At 33.3% G+C, this 25,283-nt stretch carries 28 protein-coding genes; 7 read left to right on the top strand and 21 right to left on the bottom strand.

The window, feature by feature from the left end; all coding sequences use genetic code 11:
• Positions 1-59 precede the first annotated feature (59 nt).
• The 6 genes from hisS to rpsF form a co-directional block, all read right to left on the bottom strand.
• Entirely contained in the window at positions 60-1,451 is a 1,392-nt protein-coding gene (gene hisS, locus CLV33_RS13680; protein WP_105474385.1) for a histidine--tRNA ligase, read from the bottom strand.
• A gap of 197 nt (positions 1,452-1,648) precedes the next feature.
• Positions 1,649-2,119 carry a DUF6495 family protein gene (locus CLV33_RS13675; protein WP_042245726.1) on the bottom strand — a complete coding sequence of 157 codons (471 nt, stop codon included), beginning with the start codon at positions 2,117-2,119 and terminating at the stop codon, positions 1,649-1,651.
• Positions 2,120-2,240: 121 nt separating this feature from the next.
• Entirely contained in the window at positions 2,241-3,125 is an 885-nt protein-coding gene (locus tag CLV33_RS13670; RefSeq protein ID WP_105474384.1) for a glycerophosphodiester phosphodiesterase family protein, read from the bottom strand.
• A 467-nt stretch (positions 3,126-3,592) separates the two neighbouring features.
• On the bottom strand, positions 3,593-4,054 hold the full coding sequence (rplI, locus tag CLV33_RS13665) for a 50S ribosomal protein L9 (RefSeq protein ID WP_042245718.1): 462 nt from the start codon (positions 4,052-4,054) through the stop codon (positions 3,593-3,595).
• A gap of 13 nt (positions 4,055-4,067) precedes the next feature.
• Positions 4,068-4,367 (bottom strand): 30S ribosomal protein S18, encoded by a 300-nt coding sequence (rpsR, locus tag CLV33_RS13660; RefSeq protein WP_042245715.1) that lies wholly within the window; start codon positions 4,365-4,367, stop codon positions 4,068-4,070.
• Positions 4,368-4,369: 2 nt separating this feature from the next.
• Positions 4,370-4,708 (bottom strand): 30S ribosomal protein S6, encoded by a 339-nt coding sequence (rpsF, locus tag CLV33_RS13655; RefSeq protein ID WP_105474383.1) that lies wholly within the window; start codon positions 4,706-4,708, stop codon positions 4,370-4,372.
• A 224-nt stretch (positions 4,709-4,932) separates the two neighbouring features.
• Here rpsF and CLV33_RS13650 point away from each other — a divergent pair, with 224 nt between their 5' ends.
• Positions 4,933-5,628, top strand: coding sequence for a LytR/AlgR family response regulator transcription factor (locus tag CLV33_RS13650; protein ID WP_042248887.1), 696 nt, complete (start codon positions 4,933-4,935; stop codon positions 5,626-5,628).
• A gap of 117 nt (positions 5,629-5,745) precedes the next feature.
• Here the strand turns inward: CLV33_RS13650 and priA are convergent, their stop codons facing one another.
• The 4 genes from priA to nadC all read right to left on the bottom strand — a co-directional run bounded on the left by priA (position 5,746) and on the right by nadC (position 10,601).
• Positions 5,746-8,196, bottom strand: a complete 2,451-nt coding sequence (gene priA / locus CLV33_RS13645; protein ID WP_105474382.1) for a replication restart helicase PriA — start codon at positions 8,194-8,196, stop codon at positions 5,746-5,748.
• A 24-nt stretch (positions 8,197-8,220) separates the two neighbouring features.
• Complete coding sequence (locus CLV33_RS13640) at positions 8,221-8,649, bottom strand: DUF2147 domain-containing protein (RefSeq protein ID WP_105474381.1); 429 nt, start codon at positions 8,647-8,649, stop codon at positions 8,221-8,223.
• Complete coding sequence (locus tag CLV33_RS13635) at positions 8,639-9,592, bottom strand: YihY/virulence factor BrkB family protein (RefSeq protein WP_105474380.1); 954 nt, start codon at positions 9,590-9,592, stop codon at positions 8,639-8,641. The genes CLV33_RS13640 and CLV33_RS13635 overlap by 11 nt, the downstream gene beginning before the upstream one ends.
• A 148-nt stretch (positions 9,593-9,740) precedes the next feature.
• A complete protein-coding gene (gene nadC / locus CLV33_RS13630; RefSeq protein ID WP_105474379.1) occupies positions 9,741-10,601 on the bottom strand; it encodes a carboxylating nicotinate-nucleotide diphosphorylase in 861 nt (286 codons plus the stop codon).
• 109 nt (positions 10,602-10,710) lie between these two features.
• On the opposite strand from nadC, the gene rlmH reads away from it, so the two are divergent.
• Positions 10,711-11,184 carry a 23S rRNA (pseudouridine(1915)-N(3))-methyltransferase RlmH gene (rlmH, locus tag CLV33_RS13625; protein WP_105474378.1) on the top strand — a complete coding sequence of 158 codons (474 nt, stop codon included), beginning with the start codon at positions 10,711-10,713 and terminating at the stop codon, positions 11,182-11,184.
• Between the two features lie 151 nt (positions 11,185-11,335).
• Here the strand turns inward: rlmH and hpf are convergent, their stop codons facing one another.
• The gene (gene hpf / locus CLV33_RS13620) at positions 11,336-11,635 is read right to left on the bottom strand and encodes a ribosome hibernation-promoting factor, HPF/YfiA family (RefSeq protein WP_042245696.1); all 300 of its coding nucleotides are present in this window, start codon (positions 11,633-11,635) and stop codon (positions 11,336-11,338) included.
• Positions 11,636-11,945: 310 nt separating this feature from the next.
• Here hpf and CLV33_RS13615 point away from each other — a divergent pair, with 310 nt between their 5' ends.
• From CLV33_RS13615 to CLV33_RS13595, 5 genes are all read left to right on the top strand, one after another.
• Positions 11,946-12,524 carry a non-canonical purine NTP diphosphatase gene (locus tag CLV33_RS13615; protein ID WP_042245692.1) on the top strand — a complete coding sequence of 193 codons (579 nt, stop codon included), beginning with the start codon at positions 11,946-11,948 and terminating at the stop codon, positions 12,522-12,524.
• A gap of 53 nt (positions 12,525-12,577) precedes the next feature.
• Entirely contained in the window at positions 12,578-14,797 is a 2,220-nt protein-coding gene (locus CLV33_RS13610; protein ID WP_105474377.1) for a RelA/SpoT family protein, read from the top strand.
• Positions 14,798-14,819: 22 nt separating this feature from the next.
• Positions 14,820-15,287: a Fur family transcriptional regulator gene (locus CLV33_RS13605; RefSeq protein ID WP_105474376.1), complete on the top strand. Its 468-nt coding sequence runs from the start codon at positions 14,820-14,822 to the stop codon at positions 15,285-15,287.
• A gap of 15 nt (positions 15,288-15,302) precedes the next feature.
• Positions 15,303-16,577, top strand: a complete 1,275-nt coding sequence (locus CLV33_RS13600; protein ID WP_105474375.1) for an adenylosuccinate synthase — start codon at positions 15,303-15,305, stop codon at positions 16,575-16,577.
• A gap of 103 nt (positions 16,578-16,680) precedes the next feature.
• Positions 16,681-17,202, top strand: a complete 522-nt coding sequence (locus CLV33_RS13595) for a SixA phosphatase family protein (RefSeq protein ID WP_105474374.1) — start codon at positions 16,681-16,683, stop codon at positions 17,200-17,202.
• A 1-nt stretch (position 17,203) separates the two neighbouring features.
• Here CLV33_RS13595 and CLV33_RS13590 read toward each other — a convergent pair whose 3' ends face one another.
• The 10 genes from CLV33_RS13590 to CLV33_RS13545 all read right to left on the bottom strand — a co-directional run bounded on the left by CLV33_RS13590 (position 17,204) and on the right by CLV33_RS13545 (position 25,267).
• Positions 17,204-17,950, bottom strand: a complete 747-nt coding sequence (locus CLV33_RS13590) for a DUF6503 family protein (protein WP_317045182.1) — start codon at positions 17,948-17,950, stop codon at positions 17,204-17,206.
• 102 nt (positions 17,951-18,052) lie between these two features.
• Positions 18,053-18,997 (bottom strand): calcium/sodium antiporter, encoded by a 945-nt coding sequence (locus CLV33_RS13585; RefSeq protein WP_042245675.1) that lies wholly within the window; start codon positions 18,995-18,997, stop codon positions 18,053-18,055.
• 404 nt (positions 18,998-19,401) lie between these two features.
• Positions 19,402-19,671, bottom strand: a complete 270-nt coding sequence (locus tag CLV33_RS13580; RefSeq protein WP_105474372.1) for a heavy-metal-associated domain-containing protein — start codon at positions 19,669-19,671, stop codon at positions 19,402-19,404.
• On the bottom strand, positions 19,668-19,874 hold the full coding sequence (locus tag CLV33_RS13575; protein ID WP_105474371.1) for a YgaP family membrane protein: 207 nt from the start codon (positions 19,872-19,874) through the stop codon (positions 19,668-19,670). Before CLV33_RS13575 ends, CLV33_RS13580 begins: the two co-directional genes overlap by 4 nt.
• Before the next feature lie 22 nt (positions 19,875-19,896).
• The gene (locus tag CLV33_RS13570; protein WP_105474370.1) at positions 19,897-21,309 is read right to left on the bottom strand and encodes an MBL fold metallo-hydrolase; all 1,413 of its coding nucleotides are present in this window, start codon (positions 21,307-21,309) and stop codon (positions 19,897-19,899) included.
• A gap of 108 nt (positions 21,310-21,417) precedes the next feature.
• Positions 21,418-22,209: a sulfite exporter TauE/SafE family protein gene (locus CLV33_RS13565; protein ID WP_042248883.1), complete on the bottom strand. Its 792-nt coding sequence runs from the start codon at positions 22,207-22,209 to the stop codon at positions 21,418-21,420.
• Positions 22,210-22,623, bottom strand: coding sequence for a DUF6691 family protein (locus tag CLV33_RS13560; RefSeq protein WP_105474369.1), 414 nt, complete (start codon positions 22,621-22,623; stop codon positions 22,210-22,212).
• Between the two features lie 2 nt (positions 22,624-22,625).
• Complete coding sequence (locus CLV33_RS13555) at positions 22,626-23,183, bottom strand: YeeE/YedE family protein (RefSeq protein WP_105474368.1); 558 nt, start codon at positions 23,181-23,183, stop codon at positions 22,626-22,628.
• Between the two features lie 212 nt (positions 23,184-23,395).
• A complete protein-coding gene (locus CLV33_RS13550) occupies positions 23,396-24,025 on the bottom strand; it encodes a Crp/Fnr family transcriptional regulator (protein ID WP_042245663.1) in 630 nt (209 codons plus the stop codon).
• 180 nt (positions 24,026-24,205) lie between these two features.
• A complete protein-coding gene (locus CLV33_RS13545) occupies positions 24,206-25,267 on the bottom strand; it encodes an AI-2E family transporter (protein WP_146109744.1) in 1,062 nt (353 codons plus the stop codon).
• Between the last annotated feature and the right edge of the window lie 16 nt (positions 25,268-25,283).

Below are 25,283 nucleotides of genomic sequence, written 5' to 3'. Positions count from 1 at the left end.
TTAGTCACAAAACCCCAAATCTAATTTTCAAAAAACTATTTCTAGTCCTGAACTGACCTTCAGGACTTCTTTTTTATAGCAGAAATTAAAACCTCTAAAGAAACCTTTTGCTGTTCACCAGTTTTCATGTCCTTCAATGTATAGGTATTAGAGCTTATTTCTTCTTCACCTACCAAAACCACAAAAGGAATGTTTCTATTATTTGCATGGTTCATTTGTTTGCGCATATGCTTTCCGTTGGTAATTTTATCTGGATACAACTCTGCATTTATGTCCTGTTGGCGCAATTGTTTAATAGCTTTTAAACTAAACAAAGCTTCTTTATCGCCAAAGTTAATAAACAAAACCTCAACATTTTTATTTACTGTTTCTGGGAATAATCCTAATTCTTCCAACACCAAATAAATACGGTCTAGACCAAAACTTATACCAACACCGCTCATATTTTTCATTCCAAAAATACCTGTGAGATCATCGTAACGGCCACCGCCACCAATAGAACCCATTTTTACGGTTTTGGGTGCGGCAACTTCAAATATAGCACCAGTGTAATAGTTTAAACCACGAGCTAATGTAACATCTAGTTGCAATTTAGCGGTAGTTAAACCTAGTTGCGAAACAGCATTATCTATAAATGCCAATTCATCAATACCTTTTTTTCCTTCTTCTGAAGTAGATAAAATGGTTTTTAAACGCTCTATTTGAGATTCAAAATTGCCCGATAAGGAAAATAAAGGCTGAAGTTTTTCTATACCAGATTGCGGGATCCCTTTGTCCACCATTTCTTGTTTAACCTTCTCCTCTCCTATTTTATCTAATTTATCTAAGGCTACCGTAAAATCTATTAATTTATCACTTGCACCAATAACCTCAGCTATTCCAGATAGTATTTTACGGTTGTTAATTTTTATGGTAACACCTTGTAGTTGTAAAGCGGTAAACACACTATCATATAACTGGATAAACTCTACTTCTTGCCATAACGAATCGCTACCAACCACATCGGCGTCGCACTGATAAAACTCTCTAAAACGTCCTTTTTGCGGTCTATCGGCGCGCCAAACAGGTTGTATTTGGTAGCGTTTAAAAGGGAACTCTATCTCGTTTTGATGCTGTACTACGTAACGTGCAAATGGTACGGTAAGATCGTAACGGAGGGCTTTTTCGGAGATGCTAGAGGTTAGCTTATTTGAGTCTTTTAGAGAATAAGCTTCACTATTAGCCTTAGCCAAATAATCTCCCGAATTCAAAATCTTAAATATTAAACGGTCACCTTCATCGCCATATTTTCCCATCAAGGTTTCAGAATTTTCAAAACTTGGGGTTTCAATAGGTTGAAAACCAAAATTCTCGAAAATACCACGAATAGTATTAAAAATATAATTACGTTTTGCTACCTGTTCTGGATTAAAATCTCTTGTACCCTTTGGTATGCTTGGTTTTTGCGCCATAATATTGTCCTGCGAACGCAGAAATCTCTTTTAAAGTTTGAAAATAGATGCCGTATCTAGTACGGAATTACAAAAATAAATAATGAAGATGGCATTGCGAGCCTTTCAGCAGAAAAAAAATAAAGCAATCTGAAACGTTATATTTGGGAATAAGGAATTGAACAGATTTCTTTAACCTTACTTACTTTGAAATGGCCCTAATTAATCAAGTTATAAAAATACTGATACAACTCCCCTTTAGTAATAGAGGCTCCTTGTTCTATCATCTTGAATTTATCTAGGTTTTTATCCTCTGTATAAGCTTTGTCGGCTTGTAGAAACTCCACGCGCTCATCCATTAAATTTTCACGAAGCCAGTTATACCCTTCCTTAGTTGTAATATCAACCTCATCGTTTTTTACGTTTACAACAATAGCATGCATGTTGTCTTCATCTAAATGAAATAAATACATGTGTTGCGGCGCAAAGTGCTCTAAATACTCAGCCTTATTTAATACGCCTTCCCAAATTAAATCGCTAAATACATCTAATTCCATTTCGGCAACTTCTGGCTTATTCACTTTTAAATTTGCCCACTCATCTGCAGTAATGGATTGAGTAGCTAAAAAATTAATAAATTCTTGATGTAATTCCTCAAACTGTTCTTTTGTAAGTCTTGCGTATTTCATTACCAACTTCCCGCGAAATCGGGAATTTATTTTAAATTAATTACCTATATTTTTGAATACCTACAAAGTTTGTAAAACCCTGCTAGATGACAACGTTATTTACCCCGTAAAAGTACTATTTTTATTCGTTTATAGCCTTAGCTACTGCAAAAGGCCTATCGGTAGCAATAACATCTATACCTTTTTTAACCCAAACATTATATAAAGAATCTCCTCTAGTTTCGGCACGCTTATCTAAATTCCCTAAAGTACCTAACATGGTTTTTATGCCATAACTATGGATTTTGGTGTAGAGAGAATCTGGCGACAAACGCGTTCCTGTAAATGCAATCATATTTTCAGTTGGAATCCCTGAATGCAACAACCACTCAAACTCCTTATTATTTCTTACAGAAACAGATAATAATAATTCTGGAGCTATAGCATTGGCACGTTCAGCCTGTATTAAATCGTATGTAATTATTACAGAGACATCTTCAGCTTCTACCGCCCGTATTGACTGTACCACATCTTCAACAGCAACACTTCGTTTAATATCTATAGTTAATACAACCGCATTAGCCTTTGCCCATTCTAAAACATCTTTAAAAAGTGGTATTTTAAATTTGGTTTGGTTGCCAAAATCGTCTTCTAAATTAAAAGTTTGTAATTCTTTAAATGTAAAGTTGGAGATATTACCTTCTCCTGTTGTAGTTCTATCTAAAGTATTATCGTGCATTAATACCAAAATGCTATCCTTAGTTTGGGCAACATCTACTTCAAAAATAGCCTTAATACTGTCGTTAATATACTTTAGGGTTTCCAAGCAATTCTCTGGATAGTATTTTAGACCTTTACCACCACGGTGTACACTTATCATAGGTTTATTCCCAGGAGTATACTTTAAAGTTTCAAGTAAAACAGATGGCCTTATCTTTTCTACTTGTATAGTTTCATCTTGTTTATGTTTTTCATTCTTACACGAAAAGCAAAAAATTATAAGGAATACTAAGATGGTTTTTTTCATAATTTTAAAATGAAATGTATTAAAAACGAAGATATTGTCTGAAAAAGCCATAAAACCTGTTATTCTGCACCAATAGCTATCGTGATTATTTCAGAATACAAAATACTGATATTCAATATGAATTAGAACCTGAAGCGTTCAGATTGACAAAAAATACTCCTTGATGGACAGCTCTGGTTCGATTTGCAATATCTAGCGCACCCTATCGGGCTTCTAGATGGCAATTCTAATATCAATTAACAGATCCCGCTATAAAGCGGGATTAGTTCGATTTGCAATATCTAGCGCGCCCTATCGGGCTTCTAGATGGCAATTCCAATATCAATTAACAGATCCCGCTAAAAAGCGGGATTAGTTCGATTTACAATATCTAGCGCGCCCTATCGGGCTTCTAGATATTGAATCTCACTAAAAAAACCGTTTAGAAATTATCTAAACGGTTTAATATAGTATTGTAATACAAAATGTTAAGCTTGAGCGATAACTTCAAAAGGAAATTCGAAAGTTACTTCGCGGTGTAAACGTACCACAGCATTATACTGTCCTAAACGCTTAATGTTTCCACCAACTATGGTTACAAACTTTTTATCAATAGTATGTCCTGCTTTTTCAAAAGCCTCAACTAAATCGGCTTTAGTTACAGAACCAAATAATTTATCTCCAGCTGATGCACCTTCGGTTGCTTTAGCTGTAATTTTAATATCAAGACCTTTAATTGCCTCAGCAGTTTTGTTAGCATCTTCAATTAATTTCTTGTCTTTAAAAGCTCTTTGTTTCAAGTTTTCTGCCAATACTTTTTTAGCAGAAGGCGTAGCTATAACAGCATGCCCTTGAGGAATTAAATAGTTTCTACCATAACCGTTCTTAACTGTTACAACATCGTCTTTAAATCCTAAATTTTCAACGTCTTGTTTTAATATAAGTTCCATTGTTATGATTGTTTTATTTTAATAAATCTGCTACGTATGGCATTAAAGCTAAATGACGTGCTCTTTTTACAGCAACAGACACTTTACGTTGGTACTTTAATGAAGTACCTGTTAAACGTCTTGGTAAAATTTTACCTTGTTCGTTTACAAACTTTAATAAGAAATCTGGATCTTTATAATCGATATACTTGATGCCTGATTTTTTGAAACGACAATATTTCTTTTGCTTGTTAGTTTCTATATTAAGCGGAGTTAAATACCTAATTTCTCCGTCTTTTTTACCTTTAGATTGTTGTTCTATAGATGTTGCCATAATTACGCTTTTGCTTTAAGTTTTTCTCTTCTTCTTTCTGCCCAAGCCACAGCGTGCTTATCTAGAGTTACAGTTAGGTAACGCATAAAACGCTCATCACGTCTAAACTCTACTTCTAACGGTTCTATTACCCCACCGGCAACTTGGTACTCAAATAAGTGGTAAAACCCACTTTTTTTGTTTTGAATTGGGTATGCTAATTTTTTTAGCCCCCAATCTTCTTTGGATATCATCTTCGCACCGTTAGAAACTAGAAAATCTTCGTATTTCTTTACTGTTTCCTTTATCTGATCATCAGATAAAACGGGATTTAAGATGAAAACAGTTTCATAATGATTCATAAAAAATCTATTTATTTGTTAAAAATTGGCTGCAAAAATAATTAATTTCTATATATTACACAACTAATTGCCAAACTATAAATTTGCTTAAAATTTGTCGCAATTAAGGTTAAACAGAAAATGTTAATATTATGTTAAAATCAACAGTTTACCGATGATTTTTGGTTTTTAGCGGAAATTATCGTACTATTGTCGATATCTTAACCGAAATAATATAAAATGTTATGACTTTAAACTGTGTAGTAGTAGACGATTCAGCGATACAACGTCTCTCTATAGTTAAGTTAGTCGAAAATCACCCTTCACTAAACTTAATTGCAGAGTACAGTAGCGCGCTCGAAACAAAAAATGGTTTAAATACGCATCAAGTAGACTTAATTTTTTTAGACATTGAAATGCCAGTGCTAAATGGTTTTGAACTTTTAGACGTATTAAACAAGAAACCCCAAATTATCTTTGTAACCGGTAAAACTGAATATGCCTTTAAAGCATTTAATTATGATGCTACCGATTATTTACACAAACCTATTACAAAAGAACGCTTTAACACATCTGTTGAAAAAGCTCTAGAACAACATAAATTAACATTGGATTTCCACGAGGAAGAAGGTGAGCATATTTTTGTAAAGAGCAACCTTAAAAAACGTAAAGTTTATATTAAGGATATTAAATGGATTGAAGCACTTGGTGATTATGTAAAATTAGTTACTGAAGACACAAGCTTAGTAGTACTATCTACCATGAAAGCTTTTGAGGCAGAATTGCCAGAAAACAAATTTTTAAGAATCCATAAATCTTACATTGTGAATCTTGATAAAATAGATAGATTTAACAGTAAAAATGTGGAAGTTGGCGCTTACGAAATTCCGTTAAGCCGAAACAAAAAGACACAATTGGTTGATGCTTTAAATAATATTTAGAAGCTTAGCCTTCGTTAAACTGAACTTGTTTCAGTTTCTCAAAAATAAATTAAATAATGAGATCACGCCATGGCGTGACTAGTTCAATAACGAAATTGTAACCAAATTTCTATTTCACTAGTAATTATCGACATTTAAAATTATTTTAACCGACCGAAAATCTTTTACACTAAAGAAGCTATTGTTTATCTTAATAATAGCTTCTTTTGTTTTAGATAAAGACTGTTTCTTAGGAATTTTTATCAAGATATTTTTATAAAATTGATTTCTAATTCTTGATACCGGAGGCGACTCTGGCCCTAAAACATTATCCCCAAACACCTGTCTTAAAGATTTACCTAACCAAATAGACGCTTGCTCTACCCTACTGTAATCTTTATGTTTTAACGTAATTTTTATTTGCTTGTAAACTGGTGGATATTTATAGTTAAAACGCTCGTCCATTTGCTCCTTAAACATCGCTTCGTAGTTATTGGAAGACACTTGCTGCAAAATATTGTGATACGGATTATAGGTTTGCACTAAAACCTTTCCTCTTTTATCGGTTCTTCCAGCTCTTCCGGATACTTGCATTATTAATTGAAAACTACGTTCGTGTGCTCTAAAGTCAGGAAAATTAAGCATGTTATCGGCATTCATTACGCCCACTAGCTTTACGTTTCTAAAATCCAACCCTTTGGTTAACATCTGTGTACCAACTAAAATATCAATCTCCTGTTGCTCTAAAGCTGTAATAATTTTTTCGTAACCATATTTTCCGCGAGTGGTATCTAAATCCATTCTGGCTACTTTATGTTCTGGAAATAAAATTTTTACTTCCTGTTCAATTTGTTCTGTTCCAAACCCCTTATTGTCTAACTCGGGGCTTCCACAAGCACTACAATTTTTAAGCATTTGCGTATTGTAGCCACAATAGTGGCAACGCAACTGGTTTCTGTATTGATGGTAAGTTAAGCTTACATCGCAATTGGGGCATTGTGGTGCATGCCCACAAGTATTACATTCTATAATTGGTGAAAAACCTCTACGATTTTGAAATAGTATTATTTGGTGTCCCTCAGCCAGCGTTTCTGTCATTTCCTCAATTAGCCTATCGCTAAAATGGCCTTTCATGAGTTTACGCTTATGCTTGTCCTTAATATCTACTAACTCAATTTCTGGCATTAACACATCATTGTAGCGGTATTTTAATTCCACAAAGCCATAGCGTTGTTGTTGGGCATTAAAGTAACTTTCTAAACTGGGGGTTGCAGAACCTAAAAGGGTTTTAGCTTTGTGCATATGCGCCAGTAATATGGCGGCATCTCTCGCGTGATATCTTGGAGCTGGGTCGAATTGCTTAAAAGATTGTTCGTGCTCTTCATCAACAATAATTAACCCTAAATTTTTAAAAGGTAAAAACACAGACGAACGCGCTCCTAAAATAATTTGGGCTTTTTTAGAACTTTGTAGTACATTTTGCCAAACCTCCACACGTTCGTGCGACGAATATTTAGAATGAAATATGGCTACCGATTCTCCAAAATAGTTTTGCAACCTACTTACCAATTGGGTGGTTAAAGCAATCTCTGGCAACAAATACAACACTTGTTGTCCTTTATCTAAAACCTCTTCAATAAGCTTTACATATATTTCGGTTTTACCTGAAGAGGTTACACCATGCAGCAAAACAGTTGGATGTGTTTTAAATTCTGATTTTATTTCAGAAAGTGCTTTTTCTTGATGTTCGTTTAATGCTTTTGAATCTTCATTAGCATCACCCGAATACACTACCCTATCAATTTGAATAAAATATTCTTCTAAAATTTCTTTATCGATTAAAGTTTTTACAATGGATGAAGATGCGTCGCTTTCTGATGCTAACTCTGAAACTTTTACTGGCTTTTTGGTTTTAGAGGATAACATAAACAAAGTCATAATCACTTCTCTTTGTTTTGGCGCCCTACTTAAATCTTCTAGTAATTGCTGTAAATTTTCTTCTGAAGTATAATTTGAATTTAATTTTACATAGCGTACTAATTTGGGTTTATACTTCTCGAAAATCTCTTCTTGTACAGAAATGGCATTTTTATCAATTAAGCGTTTTATTACTGGTAACACACTTTTTTTATCCAAAATATTAATGACATCTTGAATTTTTAGGGACGACTGATGGTGTAAAGCTTCGTAAACTAAAAACTCGTCGTCTTTTAAATCTTCGTCATTAAGTTGCGTTGGGGTTTTGGTTAGTATGGTTTCGCTCTCTAAAATAAAAGCATTTGGTAATGCGGCGCGCATAACATCGCCCATGGTACACATATAGTATTTAGAAATCCACTCCCAAAAATTTAATTGAGAAGCATTTACTAAAGGACTTTCGTCTAAAATTTGATGAATCTCTTTAGCTTCATAAACCAAAGGAGCTTCGTTATGAATTCTATAAACTAAACCTGTGTAAATTTTTGATTTACCAAAAGGCACCGAAACCCGCATTCCTGCTTCAAGAAAATGAGCTTCTGCAGAAGTTATACTGTAGGTAAATAACTTTTGCAACGGAATAGGTAATATTACGTCTATAAAATTTGCCAAATTAAAATTGTTTCTTTTTGTGGTTTATTCCTTTACACGCTGCCAATATTGGGTGGCATAGAAAAAAGCAACATAGCCTCTTACTTGTAAAAGGTCTTTATTATCTTCATCTAAAGCTAACCTGCATTTAAATTGTCTTCCTCTTAAAGGATCGAAAATAGTACCGCCTTCATAGTAATTTCCCGATTTCTCCAAATCCCTTATTAGCACAAACCCTAAAATTGGTTTGTTTTTGTCTTCTCCTTCGCATTTTTCGCATATTGCATTTTTACGATTTGGATTTACAATACCTACTATCTTACCAAACACCTTACCGTTTTCCTCATAAATTTTTACTACAGATTTTGCCTCTCCCGTTTTGTCGTCAATAGTCTTCCATTTTCCAAAAATATCTTGACCATAAGAAAAACAAGCGCACAAGCATAGTACTGTTACATAAATTTTATTTTTCATAAGCCTTTGTTTTCCTTAAAATATTTAAAGCAGCATTTAACTCGTATCCTAGTAACAAAATATTAGAGTTTAGCCACAAATAAAACAGCAGTATTAAAAGAGCGCCTATAGAGCCATATAACTTATTGTACTGGCTAAAGTTTTCTATGTAAATACCAAATAAATACGAGGTAAGAATAATTAAAAATGTAGTAAACAAAGCACCAATGGAAAAGAACTTAGAATCCCTTCCTTCTTTTGTACCAAAATAATATAGCGTTGCAGTTGCTAAATACACCATAATTACAAAAAACACATATTTAGCAATATCGAACCAAAATACCCCATCGGCATCTACATCGTAATCCCTATTGCGAAGGGCTTCTAGAATTTCTTCGATTACATAAATTTGAAAATACCCTAGAACTGCTATGGTTATAATTAGTAAAAATGCCAATATTAGAGCGATCCCCAAAGCAAACAAATACTGCTTAAACACGTTTCGGGTTAATTGCTCGTGATACGAATTCTCAAAACCTGAAAATACTGCATTTACCCCATTTGCCATAAGTGCTATGGAGAGTATAAATACAGACGATAATAAGCCTCCTCGCTGGGTTTGCTCTATGTTTCCAAAAATATTTTCAAAGAAAAAATCGGATGTTGTGGGTGGTAAAAAAGATTCTAGAAACTCTAAAAACTCGCCTTTAAAACCTTCTATTGGTATGTATGGAATAACTATTAATACAAACAATAAAAACGGAAACAGGGCCGTAAAGAAACTAAAGGCAATAGCGCTTGCCCTGGCAGTTAATGCGCCTCTGGCGATACCTATAACGTATAATTCTGATAAATCGTAAAGCGATAAGCCTTCAAGACCTGGTAATTTAATTTGCTTTAAAAACTTAACTAAGACATTTACAATGGGTATTTTATCTAGTTTGTCTTCAATAGGTTTTGTCATTAATCGCTAAAATTTTTAATACATCTACTATAAATGCAAGTTAAAAAAATTAGTAGCACCAACTAAGACATTCTTAAAAAATAAAAACGAACTAAGGATTGCAAGACTTAAGGTCCAAATTCAAAATCTAAAAAAAAGATACACGCTATTATTTTACTGCTTTTAAACTTAAGTCCATATTATGAACAGAGTGCGTTAAAGCGCCACAAGATATGTAGTTTACGCCACATTCTGCATAGTGCCGTACAGTAGTTTCGTTAATATTGCCAGAAGATTCTGTAAGACATTTGCCTCCAATTAATTCCACTGCTTTTTTTGTGTCTTCATAATCAAAATTATCTAACAAGATACGGTATATACCATCACTTTGCAGAATTTCTTCTACCTCTGTTAAGTCTCTAGCTTCTACCATTATTTGAAGATCTTTACCGGTTTCAGCTAAGTAATCCTTGGTCATATCTATGGCTTTGGTAATACCTCCAGCAAAATCAATATGGTTATCTTTTAACATTATCATGTCATAAAGTGCAAACCTGTGGTTATCACCGCCACCAATTTTAACCGCCCATTTTTCTAAAATCCTAATTCCGGGTGTCGTTTTACGCGTATCTAAAATTCTAGTTTGCGTACCTTTTAGCAATTCCACAAACGTTCTTGTTTTTGTTGCTATAGCGCTCATACGTTGCATTGCGTTTAATACTGTACGCTCTGCTTTTAATATAGATTGTGAGGGCCCTTCAACATATAAAACCACGTCGCCGTATGATACCTCAGAACCATCTTCAATTTTTATTTCTACCCTAAGTTTTTTGTCTACAAAATCAAAAACGCGTTTTGCAAAATTAACACCCGCTATAATGCCTTTGTCCTTAACTAAAAGTTTTGCTCTTCCTCTCGCAGTTTCTGGAATACAGGCTAGTGAGCTATGGTCGCCATCACCAACATCTTCTCTAATAGCATTTGCAATAATATGCGCTACTTCTTTTTCAAAATATTCTTTAGTTATCATATCAGGGAATTTGCGCTAAAATAATAAATGGAATATTAATTTGCGAATTTTTTAGTTTTAATGCTTTAAAATAGTAATATCGTAAATTATAGAAATAGTATTTTTTATCATGACAATTAAATTACTTGCCATAGGCAAAACTGATAATAAGGAACTTACGAGCTTAATTGAGGTTTACAAGACCAGATTAAACCATTACATTAAATTTGAATTTGAGGTGATACCAGATCTTAAAAAAGCCAAAAATTTAAGTAAAAATGAACAAAAACATAAAGAGGGCGAACTTATTTTAAAAAAAATATCGCCATCTGATGTGTTAATTCTTCTAGATGAGAACGGAAAACAGTTTAGCTCTTTAAGTTTTTCTAACTATTTACAAAAACAAATGAACTCAGGACTAAAGCATTTAATTTTTGTTATTGGCGGGCCTTATGGATTTTCTGACGAGGTGTATATGAAAGCAAATGGAAAAATATCGCTTTCTAAAATGACATTTTCGCACCAAATGGTACGTTTATTTTTTATTGAGCAACTCTACAGAGGTTTTACTATTTTAAAAAACGAGCCTTATCATCATCGATAGTGAGCTATGTTTGGCATTGTTGAAAACGTGAAGCAATAAAGTTGCAAATAAAAAAAGGAGGACTAAAATTAATTTTAATCATCCTTTTTTTAATCTTGTTTTATGCCGTTAATCTTAGGTCTTAGAACTTAAAATTTTTTGGCTATTAATTTTAATGTGTCTTAAAAATTTCCTTACGCTTTTTTAGTTGGCGTTCTAAATCGCTAATGGTTTCCCTTACCGCTACTTCAAAATTATGCTCGTTAGATGTTGCAAAAATCCTTGGTCCTGGCAAACTTAGCTCTATATTACAGATTTTACCTGCGTCGTGGCTATTTTCATCTTGTTTAAAATACACCATTGCACTTATTAAAAACTCGTATTTATTAAACAATTTCTCTAACTTCTCTTCAGTGAACGCAGAAAGTGTTTCACTTACGTCTACATCTACATATTGAAAATTTACTGTCATATCTGGTTTAATTTTAATTATTAAATATATTCTAAGATACAATTTTTAAGATGTATCTTAGATGATTAAAATCATAAAAAAACTCTAAAATTTATAATCTTCACAAGGGTAATACGTTGCATTTACAAACAAATAGCAAAACAAACCCTTTGCACCATTTTAAATTAAAATTTCAGAATAGTAACCGCTCTTTGTTGTGAGATACTTTAAGAACACTTAATAACAACTAAATTTTTGTAACAACTACCCGCTTCAATAGTTTTCAACATCAACAAAATAACACTATTTTTGGCTACTAAATTGTTATGTTATGGAAATAGTTTTTGCCACAAATAATTTGAATAAATTAAAGGAAGTTCAAGCTTTAATGCCTTCACATATAAAACTACTAAGTTTAAAAGACATAAAATGTTTTGATGAAATTCCTGAAACGCAAAACACAATTGAAGGCAATGCCATTGAAAAAGCAACTTACATCAAAGAAAAGTTTGGTTACAACTGTTTTGCAGACGATACAGGTTTAGAAGTAGAGGCCTTAAATGGTGAACCCGGAGTGTTTTCAGCTCGATATGCTGGACCAAAAAGAGACGCCACAGATAACATGAGTTTACTGTTAAAAAATTTAAAAACATCTAATAACAGAAATGCTCATTTTAAAACCGTAATAGCATTACATTTCAACAATAAACTCACCACATTTACTGGTATTTGCAAAGGTGCCATTACTACTTTAAAAGCAGGGAATAAAGGCTTTGGCTACGACCCCATTTTTAAACCAACCGGTTACAACCAAACATTTGCAGAGATGGATTTAGCATTAAAAAACAAGATTGGGCACCGTGGTAAAGCTACAAAGCAGCTAATAGACTTTTTAAATAACATTTCTTAAAAAAATAGAAAAACTGTATTGGCTATTCGCCTCGTTTATACTACTTTTATTTTATGTCTGAAGAAGAAATAGAAATAGAGAACAAGGAAATTACCAAAGCCTACAAAAAACTTTTAAAAGTAAGCTACACAACATTATCTGACGAAGATAAAAAGCTTATAAGAAAGGCTTTTGAAGTGGCCTTGGATGGACACAAAGACCAACGCAGAAAATCTGGTGAGGCTTATATTTTCCATCCGCTAGCAGTAGCTAGAATTGTAGCGCAAGAAATTGGGCTAGATGGCACATCTATTGCCGCGGCACTATTGCATGATGTTGTTGAAGACAGCGAAACCTATTCCATTAATGATATTGAACAATTATTTGGTGAAACTGTAGCCAGAATTGTTGACGGGCTCACCAAAATATCGTCTCTAAGCAAGGAGCAGGATATGAATGTATCTCTTCAAGCTGAGAATTTCAGAAAAATGTTGCTAACATTGAATGACGATGTTAGAGTAATCATCATTAAAATAGCAGACCGTTTGCACAATATGCAAACCATGGACTCTATGCGCGCCGATAAACAGGTTAAAATTGCTTCTGAAACACTATATATTTACGCGCCCTTAGCACACAGAATTGGGCTGTATAATATTAAAACTGAACTAGAGGACTTATCTCTAAAATATACTGAACCTGAAGTTTACTTCGATATCTTAAACAAAATTAAGGAGAGTAAAGAAGATCAGGATAAATATATTGAACAGTTTAGTGAGGTTATTAAAAAATCGTTAGACAAAGAAGACTTTAAGTACACTATAAAAGGAAGGCCTAAATCTATATTTTCCATTCGCAAAAAAATGGTAAAACAGGGCGTTTCTTTTGATGAAGTATACGATAAGTTTGCCATAAGGATTATTTACAGCACCGATGAAGAAAACGAAAAATTTATAGCTTGGAAAATCTACTCTATTGTTACCGACCATTTTAGACCAAACCCCTTACGATTACGCGATTGGATTTCTTCACCAAAGAGTACAGGTTACGAAGCCTTACACATTACCGTAATGGGGCCAAAAGGGAATTGGGTAGAAGTACAAATTCGTAGTGAACGCATGAATGAGATTGCCGAAAAAGGCTATGCAGCACACTATAAATACAAGCAAGAAGGCGAAAAAGAAGACAATTTAGAAAACTGGATTAACAGGTTACAGGAAGCGCTTGAAAACCCTAGCTTAAATGCCGTAGACTTTGTTGAGCAATTTAAGCTAAACCTTTATGCGCAGGAAATATTTGTATTTACACCCGCTGGTGAATTAAAATCGCTACCCAAAGGCGCAACATCCCTAGATTTTGCATTTCATATTCATACTGAAGTTGGTATGCGCACAAGAGGCGCAAGAGTTAACGGAAAACTAGTACCGCTAAGTCATGAGTTAAAAAGTGGCGATCAAGTAGAAGTTATTACTTCAGATAGCTCTAAACCAAATGCAAACTGGCTAAACTACACCACTACAGCAAGAGCACGGGCTAAAATAAAATCTGCTCTTAAAGAAGACCGTAAACTTATAGCTGAAGAAGGAAAAGAAGTTTTAAGACGAAAATTAAAACAGCTTAAAATAACGCTTAATGAATCTTCTGTTAACGATTTGGTGCGCTATTTTAATTTAAAAACAAGTTTAGATTTATTTTACCGTGTAGGTATTGGCTCTATAGACAATACCATGCTTAAAGAATTTGCCTCGTCTAGAAGTAATGCCCTTGTAAGTTTTATTAAAAATAAAATTTCTAGAAAGCAAACCATATCTAAAGAACAACTTGAGAAAGATGAAATTACATCTAATTACGATTCTTTGGTGTTTGGTAAAGAAGAAGAAAAATTAGATTATAAATTATCCAATTGCTGTAACCCCATTCCTGGTGATGATGTTTTTGGCTTTTTAACAGTTTCCGAAGGTATTAAAGTACATAAACATAACTGCCCAAATGCGCTAAGTCTACAATCTAATTACGCCTATAGGATAATGCCAGCAAAATGGATAGATTCTAGCCAGCAGGAATATGCTACCGAAATTAGAATTTCTGGGATAGACCATATGGGATTAGTAAACGACATTACAAAAGTAATATCTAACAACTTACATGTTAACATGAAAAGTTTAAGTTTTGAAACTGATGATGGTGTGTTTTCTGGAAAAATTAAACTAATTGTTAAAAACAAAGCATTGTTGAAAAAAATATTGGATAATCTTAAAAAAATTAATGGCATAGATAAGGTTTCCAGAGTATAAAGTGTAAATTTGTCTCGCAATTATGAATTCTAATACAGACAGCAAAAACCAAGAGATTGTAAAAAGTGTATTCACAAGCTTTTTAGAGGAAAACGGGCATAGAAAAACACCCGAACGCTACGCTATACTTCAAGAAATTTATAATAACCAAGAACATTTTGATATTGAGTCGTTATACCTCAATATGAAAAACAAAAACTACAGGGTATCGCGAGCTACCTTATACAACACAATAGAGCTACTTTTGGAATGTAAATTGGTAAGAAAACATCAATTTGGGCAAAACCAAGCACATTACGAGAAGTCGTATTTTGATAGACAACACGATCACGTTATTTTAACTGATACAGGTGAAGTTATAGAATTTTGCGACCCGAGGATTCAATCCATCAAAAAAACTATTGAAGAAGTTTTCAATATTGAAATTAATAACCACTCACTTTATTTCTACGGAAATAGAAAATCTCCTGAAACCAATCAGGATAACTAACTAATTTATTTTACAATGGCAGTAGATTTACTACTAGGATTACAATGGGGAGACGAAGGCAAAGGAAAAATTGTTGACGTTTTAACTAAAAACTACAATATTATAGCGCGTTTTCAAGGCGGTCCAAACGCAGGACACACTTTAGTTTTCAATGGCAAAAAACATGTATTACATACCATTCCCTCTGGGATTTTTCATGACGATGCTACAAATTTGGTAGGCAATGGCGTAGTTATAGACCCTGTAATTTTTAAAAAAGAATTAGATAAGCTAGAAGAACAAGATATAGATTACAGAAAATCGCTATTAATTTCAAGAAAAGCACATATAATACTGCCAACACACCGCCTATTAGATGCTGCTAGTGAAGCCTCTAAAGGAAAAGCTAAAATAGGCTCTACACTAAAAGGAATAGGGCCAACCTATATGGATAAAACTGGGAGAAATGGTATACGTGTTGGCGATTTAGAATTAAGCGACTGGAAAGAGCGCTACAGAACACTTGCTAATAAACATGAGTCTATGATTGCATTTTACGATGCAGAAATAGAATATGACTTGGCAGAATTAGAAACCGAGTTTTTTGAAGCTGTTAAGGTATTAAAATCCTTAACTTTTATAGATTCTGAAGAATATGTGTACCAAGCACAAAAAGAGGGCAAAACAATTTTAGCCGAAGGAGCTCAAGGCTCTTTATTAGATATAGATTTTGGCACGTATCCGTTTGTTACTTCAAGTAATACTACCGCTGCAGGAGCTTGCACAGGTTTAGGTGTTGCACCCAACCAAATTGGTGAGGTTTTTGGTATTTTTAAGGCTTACACTACAAGGGTGGGTTCTGGACCATTTCCAACAGAGTTATTTGATGAAGATGGGGAAACCATGGCAAAAGTTGGTCATGAATTTGGCGCTACCACTGGCCGCCCAAGACGTTGTGGCTGGTTAGATTTAGTGGCTTTAAAATATGCTTGTCAAGTAAACGGTGTTACCCAATTAAACATGATGAAAGGCGATGTACTTTCTGGGTTTAAAACTTTAAAAGTATGTACCGCTTACAAATATAAAGGTGAAGTTATAAAGCACTTGCCATATAATATTGAACCTGAAAATGTAACACCAGTTTATACCGAGTTTCAGGGCTGGAGTGAAGATTTAACAAAAATGTCTGAAGCGTCGCAATTGCCAAAAGCATTAAATGATTACATAGAATTTTTAGAAAAAGAGCTAGAAACACCAATTACTATTGTTTCAGTTGGCCCTGATAGAAAACAGACTATTTTTAGAAACTAGAATTTAAAATTATATTTTTGAAAGCTGCTTTTTAGCAGCTTTTTTTTGTGGTAAACTTATAGATATTTATTTCTTACATTAGAGATTCTTAAATACGTCTTTAATGAAAGCATCAATAAACATCATTAGCATTTTATTTTTAATACTTTCTTTACAAGTTTTATCAGCTCAAAATATTATTAAGGAAACAACTACAACTTATTATCTAATTCGTCATGCAGAAAAGGATAGAACTGATAAAACCAACAAAGATCCGCATTTAACAAGTGAAGGTAAACTTAGAGCTAAGCTCTGGGCTACTTACTTTAAAGATAAAAAGCTAAACGCTATTTATAGCACTAATTACAATAGAACAAAAGAAACTGCAGCTCCAACCGCAAACGCTCTCAATTTAAAGATACAATACTACACCCCAAATAATGATATGTACAGTGAATCTTTTAAACAAGACACGCGAGGAAAAACTGTACTTATTGTTGGCCACAGCAACACAACCCCACATTTTACCAACCTTATTTTAGAAAAAGACATGTTTAAGGATATGGCTGATGACGATAATAGCAGTCTTTATATTATTACCATAAAAGAAGGTAAAAAACAAGTATTAGTAAAAACAGTGCAATAACCTATTTATTAAGTAATACCTTAACATCCTCGGTTTCAATTTTGGAAACAAATTGAAGTTTACCTGCTTCAAAAAGTGTATCTAAATCTTTCAAATCTACATCCTTCGTTTCTGGCTTATAATTATTGTAATCTAAAAAAGTAATATTATTTATTATACGTTTGTTGTAAGCCTCTCTAAACCGGATGCCTCCACCATTTTCGGCAAAACTATAGGCTAAGTAATCCAACGAAAAGTCTGCTTTATTTATCCAGTATACAAATGTATCTTCATAATCACTACCGCCACCTTCTTCACGAAAAGTAACGCCTATTTCATAGTACGTCTTCCCTTTTATAGTAGTTTCGCCTAAAAGTTCTTTTTTTGCTGCCGGTGCGTTTAAGCCATAGGGTAATTGTGCAAAATAATGCACACTATTTACACTATTTGCATATGTTGTTGCCAAAGTATCTGGTAGTTTAACTAAACTATCGTTAATGTAACGCTTAAAACCAGTGTTAGATAATACATCTTTTATCTTATTAATACTATCTGAGAATTTACGCTCATATTGATACAAACCATCCGCTTTAATAGATTTGTATATTTTGTCCCTAAACTTAAATGTAACGGTACTTTTTTCACAATTTCCATTACAATGTACGGTAATTGCTTTGTCTATAATATCTTGAGCTGTGAGTTTTTTTTCAGAAGAATTACAAGACAAAAGTGAGCTTACAATTATAAGGGCATAGAGGGTTTTCATCATATTTATTTTTTAAATAGGTCATGTATAAAGGCTTAACCTTTCAGAAAAAGTGTTAAAAAGCAAACACGGTAATAAGTGTAAAATAATTAAGCAGAAACATGTTTAACTTTTCGTAAAAACAAACAGCATAAACACACTGTAGGCAACTACCAGAAAGAATCCTTTAAATCTACTTATCTGCATTCTTTTGGGTATGAGCACCATAGGTATAAGAACAGCAGCAAAACCTAACATCCAGAAAATATCGTTAGTTAGTATTTGGGGTTCGGTAACTGCTATTGGCTTTACTAGCGATGTTAACCCCAAAACAGAACCAATATTAAAAATATTCGAGCCTATTAAATTCCCTAGTGAAATAGCTTTTTCTTGTTTAGCCGCAGCAATAACAGAGGCTGCCAATTCTGGTACACTTGTGCCTATAGCTATTAATGAAACCCCTATAACGGCTTCACTTACACCTACAGAACGGGCGATTTCTTTAGAGCCTTCTACCAACCATTCGCTACCAAAATACAATGCCAAAGCACCAATGAGCAACCAAATTATTATTTTAAAGTTTGATACAACAGCTAAGGTTTCATCAACCTCTTCGGTAATGGCATCTTTTTTAGCATTTTTAATTAGTACAACAAGAAACATAATTAACCCTAAAAAGAGTCCCCCACCTTCTACAGCATTTAGTACATTATCATTTTTTAGGAAATAATATAGAAACAGGGAATAAGCCATCATTACCGGCCAATTCAATTTATAAAAAGATTTATCTACAGCTATAGGCCCAACCAAAGCTGTTACACCCAAAACCAAACCAATATTTGCAATATTTGAGCCTACTACGTTATTGATGGCAATGGCAGGAGAACCAGACAATGCGGCTTGTAAACTTACTAACAGTTCTGGTGCCGAAGTGGCAAAGGATACCACCGTCATACCTATTACCATTTTAGATATATTAAATTTAAATGATAAAGCGACTGATGATCGTACTAAAAACTCTCCTCCTACTACCAATAATACAAAACCAAGAACTACCCAAAGGATACTCATAAACTATTTTTTTTGCGAAGATAATATTAAGAATTAACGATTTACAATTTTTAATTTATGATTTATAAACAGCCTTTAAAACAAAGAAGAAAATAATATGCAGATATTTTAGAAACTAATAAAGCGTTAACAAAAGCTATATTAGAAGACATGAGTGGAAAACCAGCATTAAAAACGAACTATCTGTAATATCTAGAAATTGAAGACACCACTAGAAGATAAAAAAATAGCGCCTATAAGTTCCCGATAGTAATTTTAACGAGTATTAAAAATTACTTCGTTTTTTATAAAGGAAGAGAAAGCTAATAGTAAAGATTTAAAAGCAAATAATTTATAAAACGAAACCAATAAAGACTCAAATTAAAGAGGCCGTTTATAAAAAGTAAGACGACCTCTTTATTTTTTTAGCTATTAACCCTACCTATAGCACAACTCACAAACGATTTTGCCTTTGTGCCTAACGCATTTTTATCTCCAGCAATAGGGTACCCAATAGTTTTTAAGAGTTTTTTAGCATCTTCTAAATGTGCTTCACTTTCATATGATAGCTCCACGGTGTTATGTTCTGTATTTACAGATACAGTATCTATACCGCTAACTGCAGACAGTTTGTTTATTATTGTATTAGCGCAACCACCGCATTTTAAGTTTTGTATTTCTAGTGTAGTTTTCATTTTTTTAATTTACAGGTATTAATTCCTAAAAGTGTGTACAAAGGACAAAAGCTAATAAAACTAGTTAGTAGAAAAATAATAGCTACTGCCATTAAAACATAAGCTAATGTACCAGAAATAACATTAAAATAGTACAAAAGTGCTATAGCAATTGCTATTATTATTCTAATGCTCTTATCTAAAGTTCCCATGTTTTTTTTCATATCTTAAAGTTTAAAGTATTGCTTATAGCGTTGATGGACAAACAAAATTTGTTGTTGGTAAATCTGTTTTTTTTATGGCACCAAAACCACCAGCAACATCTATAAGCTTGTTAAAGCCTCTTGCTTTTAAAATAGATGCAGCAATAACAGAACGATATCCACCTGCACAATGCACATAATAGGTGTTATCTTTATTTATGGTATTCATATTGTCGTTTATATAATCAAGGGCAAAGTGTTTTACATTCTCACCTTCCAAATGTTCAGATTTGTACTCACCATCTTTTCTAACATCTAAAACATTTATGTTGTTATTTTTAAAATGATTTGAAAACTCATCAACCGAGATAGATGTAATAGTCTCAACATCTTTACCTGCTTTCTTCCAAGCTTCAATACCACCTTTTAAATAACCAAGAGTATTATCGTAACCAACACGAGATAATCGAGTTACAGTTTCCTCTTCTCGTCCTTCTGGGGCAACCAAAAGAATTGGTTGTTTTAAATCGGTGATTAATGCACCAACCCATGGCGCAAAACCTCCATTTAAACCTATAAAGATTGAATTGGGTATATGCCCTGTTACGAATTCTTTTTCGGTTCTTACATCTAAAACCAAAGCATCTTCATTATTGGCAACAGCTTCAAAAGTTTCTGGATCAAGGGGTGTATCCCCTTTTTTTAATACCGTTTCGAAGGTATCGTAACCTACTTTGTTCATCATTGCATTTTTAGCAAAATATTGAGGTGGTGGCGCAATACCATCAAGCACTTCTGTAACAAATTCTTCTTTCGTCATATCAGCTCTCAAGGCGTAGTTGCTTTTCTTTTGTTCTCCCAAAACACCAACGGTTTCTTTACTTAAATTTTTACCACAAGCTGAACCTGCACCATGTGCGGGGTATACAATTACGTCATCGGGTAACGTCATTATTTTATGTCGTAATGAATCGTAAAGCATTCCGGCTAAATCTTCTTTTGTTAAATCGGATTTTATAGCCAAATCTGGCCTGCCAACATCACCTAAAAACAGCGTATCGCCAGAGAAAATTGCATATTCTTTTCCTTTTTCATCCAATAATAAAAACGTGGCAGACTCTAAAGTATGTCCTGGTGTGTGCAATACCTTTATAGTAATATCCCCAAGTTTAAATACTTCATTATCTTTAGCTTCATGAATATTGTATTCTGTTTTCGCCCCTGGACCAAAAACTATGGTAGCTCCTGTTTTTTTTGCTAAATCTACATGACCAGATACAAAATCTGCATGAAAATGGGTTTCAAAAATATATTTAATCTTAGCATTTTCCTTTTCAGCTTTATCAATATATGGTTGAGTTTCGCGTAGAGGATCTACTATAGCTACCTCGCCATTTGATTCGATGTAATATGCGCCTTGTGCTAAACAACCTGTATATATTTGCTCTATTTTCATTGTAATACGTGTTTTTATTATTCACTAAAAAAAAGAAATCTGTTTAATTACGCTTGCAAAATTACAAAACCTTTTCTGTTGGATTTGTAACTTATATTACTTTTAAAACTATTTTAACTCCTTGTAAATGATATACGTAGCCATTATCAAAATAAAATAACCAAAGCTCTTCTTTAATTTTTTTCCGCTTATAAATTTTGAGAGGAATACACCTAAAAAAATACCTAATATAGATATTCCTGTAAATATTAAAAGAAAGGTCCATTCTATATCTAAAGTTTGTACATCGCCCATAAACCCTATTAACGAATTTATAGTTACAATAATTAATGAGGTACCAACGGCTTTTTTCATTGGAATATTTGCCCACAATACAAGAGCCGGAACATATAAAAACCCACCCCCAGCACCAATAACACCGGTTATAACACCAATAACAACCCCTTGAACAAATGTTTTATAATAAGGCTGACTTTCTGTAGTTTTAAGCTTTTCCTTTCTGTTTTTAATCATAGAATATGATGCAATTATCATGATAACTGCGAAAAAAACCATAATGGCCATATCCTTGGTAAGCGTAAAACCTCCATTACTTAAAAACACCTCAGGAATACCAGGAACTAAATAACGTCTTGTTAAGTACACCGCCACAAAAGAGGGGAAAGAAAATGCTAGCCCTGTTTTAAAATCTACCAAACCTTTTTTATGTTTTTGATAGGTGCCAAACAACGATGAGGTGCCAACAACAAATAATGAATATGCAGTAGCAATTACTGGATTATAACCTAAAAGATAAACTAATAACGGCACAGTTAATATAGAACCTCCACCACCAATTAAGCCTAATACCAGCCCAACAACTAATGCTCCTACGTAGCCTAATATTTGTATGGTATCCATTTAGTGTGGTAACTTATCTTTAAACAATCCATATAAAAAGGTACCAAATATAGCGGCCACTATTACAATTATCATGCTCCAAACACCAGTTCCTAAAAGAATATACATAGGTCCGGGACACGCACCTATAAGCGCCCAACCTAAACCAAAAATAATACCGCCAATAATAAATCTAACAAATCCGCTTTCTTTCTGTGGAACATGAATATGTGCACCTCTAATGTTTTTTATAATTCCCTTTTTTGAAAGTTGAAGAAACAGAATTCCAGAGAGTATTGCAGCACCAATAATACCATACATGTGAAACGATTGAAAGCGAAACATCTCGTAGATACGATACCAAGACACAGCTTCGGATTTCACCAATACTATGCCAAAAAATATACCAACTAATAAGAATTTTATAAACTTCATAATTAAAAAATTAAGGGTAAAATAAAATTAGCCATGATAAGACCACCAATAAAAAAACCAATTACGGCTATTAAAGATGGTTTTTGCAAACTGCTTAAGCCTAAAATAGCATGTCCCGAAGTACAACCGGCTGCATAACGGGTGCCAAAACCAACTAGTAATCCGCCAATTACAAGAATTATTAATGCTTTTGGTGATGCTAAGACATCTATATCGTACATTTCGTTTGGTACTAAGGTTGCCCCAGGATTTTTAAAACCCATATTTCGAAGTTCGGTAATGGTAGCTGGATTTAAATCTGTACCAGAATTATTTGACAGAAATTGTACTGCAACAAAACCGCCAATAATGGCACCTAGAACCACGGTTAGGTTCCAAACTTGATCTTTCCATTTAAAATTAAAAAAATCGGCAAATTTACCTGCACCAGCTATAGTGCACAAGGTTTTTAGGTTTGATGACATGCCAAATGTTTTGCCAAAATAAAGTAGAAAAGCCATAACTAAGGCAATAAGCGGCCCTGAAACATACCAAGGCCAAGGATTCAAAATATAGTGCATACCTAATAATTTAATACAAATTTACATTGAAGTTAATTTTTTTAAGTGATAAACGTTACTTAAAAATAGTTTACGAGTACAGGAAAATACTAGTTTTAAAAGTTCTAAACAAACTTAGGAGGCGATAGCTATGTTTGCTAACTTGTACATTAGCGATTGTATAGGAAAATCTGAATTTATAAATGTAAGACTACCACGGTGATAGTTTACTTTTAAATCATTACAATTTTATTTCTTCCTAATTCTATTTTATTTTCGTTTTCCAACTTTTTTAAGAGTCTGGATACTACCACTCGCGAGGTGTTTAAATCTTCGGCTATGTCTTGATGTTTAATAGATATGGTTTTTGTACCATCTACCATAGCCATATTTTTTAAATATTTGTAGAGGCGTTCGTCCATTTTCATAAATGCCAAACTGTCTATGGCTTCTAGCATTTCATCAAAACGTATTTGGTAACTTTGTAATATAAAATTTCTCCAACTTTCGTTATTGTGAAACCATTTTTGCATATTTTCCACAGGTATCATCACCAAAGTGGAATCCTTTTCGGCTACTGCTCGAATTTTACTTTTAGTGGTACCCAAACAACAGGTTAGCGACATGGTACAGGTGTCGCCAGCTTCTAGGAAATAAATTAATAACTCGTTACCGTCGCTATCCTCTCTTATAATTTTGATGTCGCCAGTTAATAAAAGTGGGATAAACTTTAGGGTTTGATGAATATCAATTATAATATCATCTTTTTTAAAACTTTTGAATATTCCTTTCTCAGAAATCTCGGTAATTAGCGCGCTATCCAAGGTCTGCGCAAATTTTTGCAGTAATAGGTTTTTATCCATACCCAAAAATAACAATTTTAAAAGAATTTGTTATAGTTTGGTTTATTAATACCTGTTAATTTTAACAACTGTTAAAGGTATTAATTAGCATAAACAGTTCGTATTTTACTATTTACCTATAAATTTATTATTTCATAAAGAAAATAAAAGCAGCTTTATAAAATTTATGAGAATTAAAAGCTATTCTTTTATAACAACGTCCGCTTTACTACTAAGCCAAGTCATGTATAATTGATGTAATACGGCCAATAAAACTGTACCAATAAAAATACCTATAATACCATGCAACATCATACCTCCTAAAGCACCAATTATAATTAAAACCATAGGTGTTTTTAATCCTTTTGCCAATAAAATGGGTTTTAGAAAATTATCCAACAAAGAAATAATAATGATATAAACTGAAAATACAGTGGCAGTAACGGTACTTTCTTCTATAGAAAAGGCCATAAAAACTGTTGGTAGCACTACTAGGGTTACCGGTACTTGAATAATAGCACTAAGCATAACTATAAAAGCAAAAATAGATGGTGCAGGCAGACCTATAAACTTAAAGCCAAGGTAGGCAAAAAAGGCCTGAACCAAAGCTACAAAAAGAATACCTTTTACAACATTACGTATGGTGTCCCTAGCCATTAACAATAAACTCACACCCTTTTTACCTCCTACCAATTTATTGGTAAATTCGCTAGCCGTTTTAAATGCACCAGTAGCGTTAGACATAAAAATAAGAGCAATAATTAAAGACAGTAAAAACGAAAATACAGTGCCTAAAATACCTGTAAAACTTTTTACAGCTGCACTTCCTTTCTCCATTAACATCTCTTTATGATCTATGGTATATTGTTTAGAGTTTTCAGAAAACGATTTCCAGTTATCGTAAATTTGCGTTCCTAATACTGGCCATTCTTTAACTTTTTCGGTAGGTGGTGTAATTTTTAATTCGTTATTGTCAATAGCAGTTAGTGTAGCATTCACACTACTAAATAAAGAAGATACAGCAGAATATGTTGGTACTATTAATAACGTAACCAAAATAATTGAAAATAGTGTACTAGCTTTCTTTTGATGTTTTTCTCCAAAAACAAAACGTACTTTTTTATATAACGGAAATAAAGCTACTGCTAAAATAACTGCCCAAGCCAATATACCTATAAATGGTTTTACAAGAAAAAAGCCCCAAAGCAATAATAATGAAATAACTACAAGCCTTATAAACTCTGTAATATTAAATGATTTCATAAGTATATAATTTTGA

It is taken from the genome of Jejuia pallidilutea (genome assembly GCF_002973595.1).
GTDB lineage: Bacteria > Bacteroidota > Bacteroidia > Flavobacteriales > Flavobacteriaceae > Jejuia > Jejuia pallidilutea.
The sequence above is the reverse complement of the archived record's forward strand: the minus strand, read 5'-3'. Positions and strand labels throughout refer to the sequence as shown.

What these genes read in the sequence shown, in the direction of transcription:
- CLV33_RS13550 (WP_042245663.1), bottom strand. Translation starts at nt 24,025, where the DNA reads ATGGATAAAAACCTATTACTGCAAAAATTTGCGCAGACCTTGGATAGC.
- CLV33_RS13670 (WP_105474384.1), bottom strand. Translation starts at nt 3,125, where the DNA reads ATGAAAAAAACCATCTTAGTATTCCTTATAATTTTTTGCTTTTCGTGT.
- CLV33_RS13675 (WP_042245726.1), bottom strand. Translation starts at nt 2,119, where the DNA reads ATGAAATACGCAAGACTTACAAAAGAACAGTTTGAGGAATTACATCAA.
- rpsR (WP_042245715.1), bottom strand. Translation starts at nt 4,367, where the DNA reads ATGGCAACATCTATAGAACAACAATCTAAAGGTAAAAAAGACGGAGAA.
- nadC (WP_105474379.1), bottom strand. Translation starts at nt 10,601, where the DNA reads ATGATAACTAAAGAATATTTTGAAAAAGAAGTAGCGCATATTATTGCA.
- CLV33_RS13650 (WP_042248887.1), top strand. Translation starts at nt 4,933, where the DNA reads ATGACTTTAAACTGTGTAGTAGTAGACGATTCAGCGATACAACGTCTC.
- hpf (WP_042245696.1), bottom strand. Translation starts at nt 11,635, where the DNA reads ATGACAGTAAATTTTCAATATGTAGATGTAGACGTAAGTGAAACACTT.
- CLV33_RS13615 (WP_042245692.1), top strand. Translation starts at nt 11,946, where the DNA reads ATGGAAATAGTTTTTGCCACAAATAATTTGAATAAATTAAAGGAAGTT.
- CLV33_RS13610 (WP_105474377.1), top strand. Translation starts at nt 12,578, where the DNA reads ATGTCTGAAGAAGAAATAGAAATAGAGAACAAGGAAATTACCAAAGCC.
- CLV33_RS13590 (WP_317045182.1), bottom strand. Translation starts at nt 17,950, where the DNA reads ATGATGAAAACCCTCTATGCCCTTATAATTGTAAGCTCACTTTTGTCT.
- rpsF (WP_105474383.1), bottom strand. Translation starts at nt 4,708, where the DNA reads ATGAATCATTATGAAACTGTTTTCATCTTAAATCCCGTTTTATCTGAT.
- CLV33_RS13580 (WP_105474372.1), bottom strand. Translation starts at nt 19,671, where the DNA reads ATGAAAACTACACTAGAAATACAAAACTTAAAATGCGGTGGTTGCGCT.
- hisS (WP_105474385.1), bottom strand. Translation starts at nt 1,451, where the DNA reads ATGGCGCAAAAACCAAGCATACCAAAGGGTACAAGAGATTTTAATCCA.
- CLV33_RS13605 (WP_105474376.1), top strand. Translation starts at nt 14,820, where the DNA reads ATGAATTCTAATACAGACAGCAAAAACCAAGAGATTGTAAAAAGTGTA.
- rlmH (WP_105474378.1), top strand. Translation starts at nt 10,711, where the DNA reads ATGACAATTAAATTACTTGCCATAGGCAAAACTGATAATAAGGAACTT.
- CLV33_RS13595 (WP_105474374.1), top strand. Translation starts at nt 16,681, where the DNA reads ATGAAAGCATCAATAAACATCATTAGCATTTTATTTTTAATACTTTCT.
- CLV33_RS13575 (WP_105474371.1), bottom strand. Translation starts at nt 19,874, where the DNA reads ATGAAAAAAAACATGGGAACTTTAGATAAGAGCATTAGAATAATAATA.
- CLV33_RS13545 (WP_146109744.1), bottom strand. Translation starts at nt 25,267, where the DNA reads ATGAAATCATTTAATATTACAGAGTTTATAAGGCTTGTAGTTATTTCA.
- CLV33_RS13635 (WP_105474380.1), bottom strand. Translation starts at nt 9,592, where the DNA reads ATGACAAAACCTATTGAAGACAAACTAGATAAAATACCCATTGTAAAT.
- rplI (WP_042245718.1), bottom strand. Translation starts at nt 4,054, where the DNA reads ATGGAACTTATATTAAAACAAGACGTTGAAAATTTAGGATTTAAAGAC.
- CLV33_RS13565 (WP_042248883.1), bottom strand. Translation starts at nt 22,209, where the DNA reads ATGGATACCATACAAATATTAGGCTACGTAGGAGCATTAGTTGTTGGG.
- CLV33_RS13600 (WP_105474375.1), top strand. Translation starts at nt 15,303, where the DNA reads ATGGCAGTAGATTTACTACTAGGATTACAATGGGGAGACGAAGGCAAA.
- CLV33_RS13585 (WP_042245675.1), bottom strand. Translation starts at nt 18,997, where the DNA reads ATGAGTATCCTTTGGGTAGTTCTTGGTTTTGTATTATTGGTAGTAGGA.
- CLV33_RS13570 (WP_105474370.1), bottom strand. Translation starts at nt 21,309, where the DNA reads ATGAAAATAGAGCAAATATATACAGGTTGTTTAGCACAAGGCGCATAT.
- CLV33_RS13560 (WP_105474369.1), bottom strand. Translation starts at nt 22,623, where the DNA reads ATGAAGTTTATAAAATTCTTATTAGTTGGTATATTTTTTGGCATAGTA.
- CLV33_RS13640 (WP_105474381.1), bottom strand. Translation starts at nt 8,649, where the DNA reads ATGAAAAATAAAATTTATGTAACAGTACTATGCTTGTGCGCTTGTTTT.
- CLV33_RS13555 (WP_105474368.1), bottom strand. Translation starts at nt 23,183, where the DNA reads ATGCACTATATTTTGAATCCTTGGCCTTGGTATGTTTCAGGGCCGCTT.